Below are 2,940 nucleotides of genomic sequence, written 5' to 3'. Positions count from 1 at the left end.
CGACGGCCGGGGTCAATCGCTGGCCGACCACTCCGGAAATGAAATCCAGAATCACCGGATCCGTTGCAAGTCTGATGACTTCGGGGGCGATCGTTCCGTTGTAAGCGAGGTCGCGGAGTGCGTCGAGAAGAATAGGGGCGACCGCATCGTTTACTACGGTAGGCAGCCCGAAGTCCGACACGAGTCTGGAGGCGAGCGGCGAGAGAATCGGCCTCCAGACGTTGTCCCACAACCAGTTGTCGACAAAGGACATGGTCACGTCAAATTCTTCGACGACGTAGTCGATCGTGCCGACGATGCTTTCGACCGTGAGGTTCAGGTAATCGCCGACGGCGAAGGCCACTTGCAAGAAAAGCGTGGCCAAGTCCTCCTCGACTGACGCTGCCGCCAACGGGACTCCGACCACGGCCCTGCTGCTCAGCGCTTTGCCCGCTCCGAGGTTGGCCGAACCCTCCAGCAAGCTAACGACGCGGCCGTCGGTCCCGGCACTGCCGCCGTCGCCCATCAACAGCCCGGCACGGCCACCGTCGCCGCCCTTGCCCCCGGCATCCGGGCCGTCTCCGCCCCAGCCACCTCGACCGCCATCACCAATGAGGCCGGCCTCGCCGCCGCTCCCGCCGGCCCCTCCGGATCCGCTCAGGGACCCGCCGTTGCCACCTCGTCCCCCGGCGCCGCCGTCGCCTTTGAGCGACAGCTTCCCGGCGTCACCGCCGCTCCCGCCGGCACCTCCGTCACCGGTGGCCTCCACGGCGTCGGCGCCGCTGCCGCCGGCTCCACCGTTGCCTGTTAGCAGGCCGCCGCGGCCCCCGTCGCCGCCTTTGCCTTCGTTGACCCCGGCGACCCCGTCGCCACCCGCGCCGCCGCTGCCGAACCACCCGGCCGCACCGCCGTTACCGCCGTTGAAACCGTTGCCGCCGTTGCCGATAAGCCCGGCCCTGCCGCCGTCGCACGCCCCGCTGGCGCAAGCCCCTTCGTACTTGGTGTAGCTGTAGCCGTTGCCGAACAGAATCCCGGCATCGGGGTTCTCGGCGGTACCGTCGCCGACGAAGATGCGGATGATCCGCGCCACGACGGGGGCGGGGGTGCCCAGGGGCGGCGCGACGAGGGCGTTGGCCGGATCGGCAGGCTCGCCGGTGGTCGCCGCGGTCTTCTGCGTGACGACGGTGCCGGTTCCGGACAGTTCACGGCGGCTCAGCGCCGCCGCCGCCCAGGCGAACGGGGCCGCGACCGGAGCAGACGGACCGCGGTCTCCGGCCAGCCACGCCAGCAATCCGGTATCGGCGTCCGACACCGCGGCACGCGCCGGGGCCGCGGTCATCACGGGGGTCGGTGGCGGCGCGGCCGCAATCGGGGCGGCGGGTGCAATCGCGGCGACCGCCGGAACAGCGGCAGCCACCGAAGCGCCGTCCCGAGCCCAGCCCGGTACCTCCGTCGCCTCGGGCGCCAGGGCCGTGACCAGGGCCGGGACCATGGCAGCTCCCGCCTCTCGTGATGCTTCCGGAACCCCGGCTGAGGTGGACGCCGGGGTTTCCGAGTCGGCCGGGCGCACAGCCTCGGAGCGCAGTGCTGGGTTGCGTCGACTTGACGCTGGGCCGGGTTCCTCGATGCTGTCCGGCTCCGAGGGTGCGCGGCCCGCCCGCGCCGTCTCCGTTTGCGGAGCCGACGAGGCCTCCGACCGGCGGCCGCGGTGGGGGTTGGCCGAACCACGCGGCCGTTCGCCCGCCGCGTCGGCGGGCGCCTCGGTCGACTGCACGGCACCGGACGTATTCGACGAGGCGTCTGATTCGGTTTCCGCCGCGGCCACCGGTGACAGCCCGCCGACCATGCCCCCGACGCCAAGTGCCACCGCCAAAGCACCGACTCGACCGACGTAGTTCGCCGGCCGTGGCGCCGAAGCCAAGATCCAGGCGCCGGTCCGGTCGTTGACCATTCGCAGGGAGTCGGCGCCCATGCGGTGCCGACTGCCGAATTCCCGCCGGTGCCGGCCGGTCCTTCTCTCTTCGGGAACGGACATCGCGACTGCCTCCGGTGGGTGGATCGGTCCGAGCATGCCGTGCACCTCCACCACAGCAGCGTGTGACGTGGGTTACATCCGGTGGGGGAATGTTAGCGACGGCGCCTATCACGATCAACTCTGGGGATAACGCGCTTCCGGGGAGCCGATTCCCTTTGCCGATACAACGCGTGACTAAAGTCCCTGCCGGTCATCCGAGGGAACCGAAACATCGGGCTGTGTCCGGTTCTAAGTCCGCTGTCGGACACCCGAAGCACTATCGTTGTAAGGCGAGCCCGCGCGGGTTGGGCCCCGAAGGAGAAGACCTCAATGCGAATCACCGAAACCAAGCGCACCGGCAGCTGCACCTGCCGCTGCAACGCCTGCAAGAGCCAGGCCCACTGCCGCAACATCGGCAGCGGTTGCCGCGTCAAGCTCTGACCGGCAACACCATGTGACACGAACTCCGGCACCAGCTTCGAGGCGATGCCGGAGTTCGTCGCGTGGAGGGATTGGAGGTCACGGTATCGACAGGGCGATCCCGTCGAGGATGTCGTGCTCGCTGACCACCAGATCGCGGATGTCGGCGCGCTGGGCAAGGGCGGCGGCCAACTCCTCAACGACGATCGCCCCGCCGCCGATCACATCCACGCGGCCCTCGTGCATGGGACCCAGCGCGGCCCGCTGCTGTCGGGTCATGCCGATGAGCTCTTCGCATACCGCCAGCAGATCAGCCGATACCACCCGCGACAGGTGGATGGCGTCCGAGTCGTAGAAGGCCAGCCCGTGCGCCAGCGCGGCGATCGTGGTGAAGGTGCCGGCCACCCCGACCCAGGTGCGGGTGTGTTGGACCGGTACCGCCTCCAGGGCCTCGGCCAGACGCTCGCGGACCACCTCGCGCGCAGCGGCGATCTCCTCGGCAGTGGGCGGATCGGAATGCAGGCAGC

1 protein-coding gene and 1 pseudogene are annotated in these 2,940 nt (G+C 69.8%); both read right to left on the bottom strand.

Annotated features, from left to right (window positions below; genetic code table 11):
• Positions 1-2,014: pseudogene (locus tag ADBZ5N_RS18380) on the bottom strand (hypothetical protein); the annotation flags it as partial.
• Positions 2,015-2,512: 498 nt separating this feature from the next.
• On the bottom strand, positions 2,513-2,940 hold a 428-nt coding region (locus ADBZ5N_RS18375; RefSeq protein WP_526259959.1), incomplete at its 5' end, for a Ppx/GppA phosphatase family protein.

Origin of the sequence: Mycobacterium sp. (genome assembly GCF_044370595.1) — a bacterium.
GTDB lineage: Bacteria > Actinomycetota > Actinomycetes > Mycobacteriales > Mycobacteriaceae > Mycobacterium.
The sequence above is the reverse complement of the archived record's forward strand: the minus strand, read 5'-3'. Positions and strand labels throughout refer to the sequence as shown.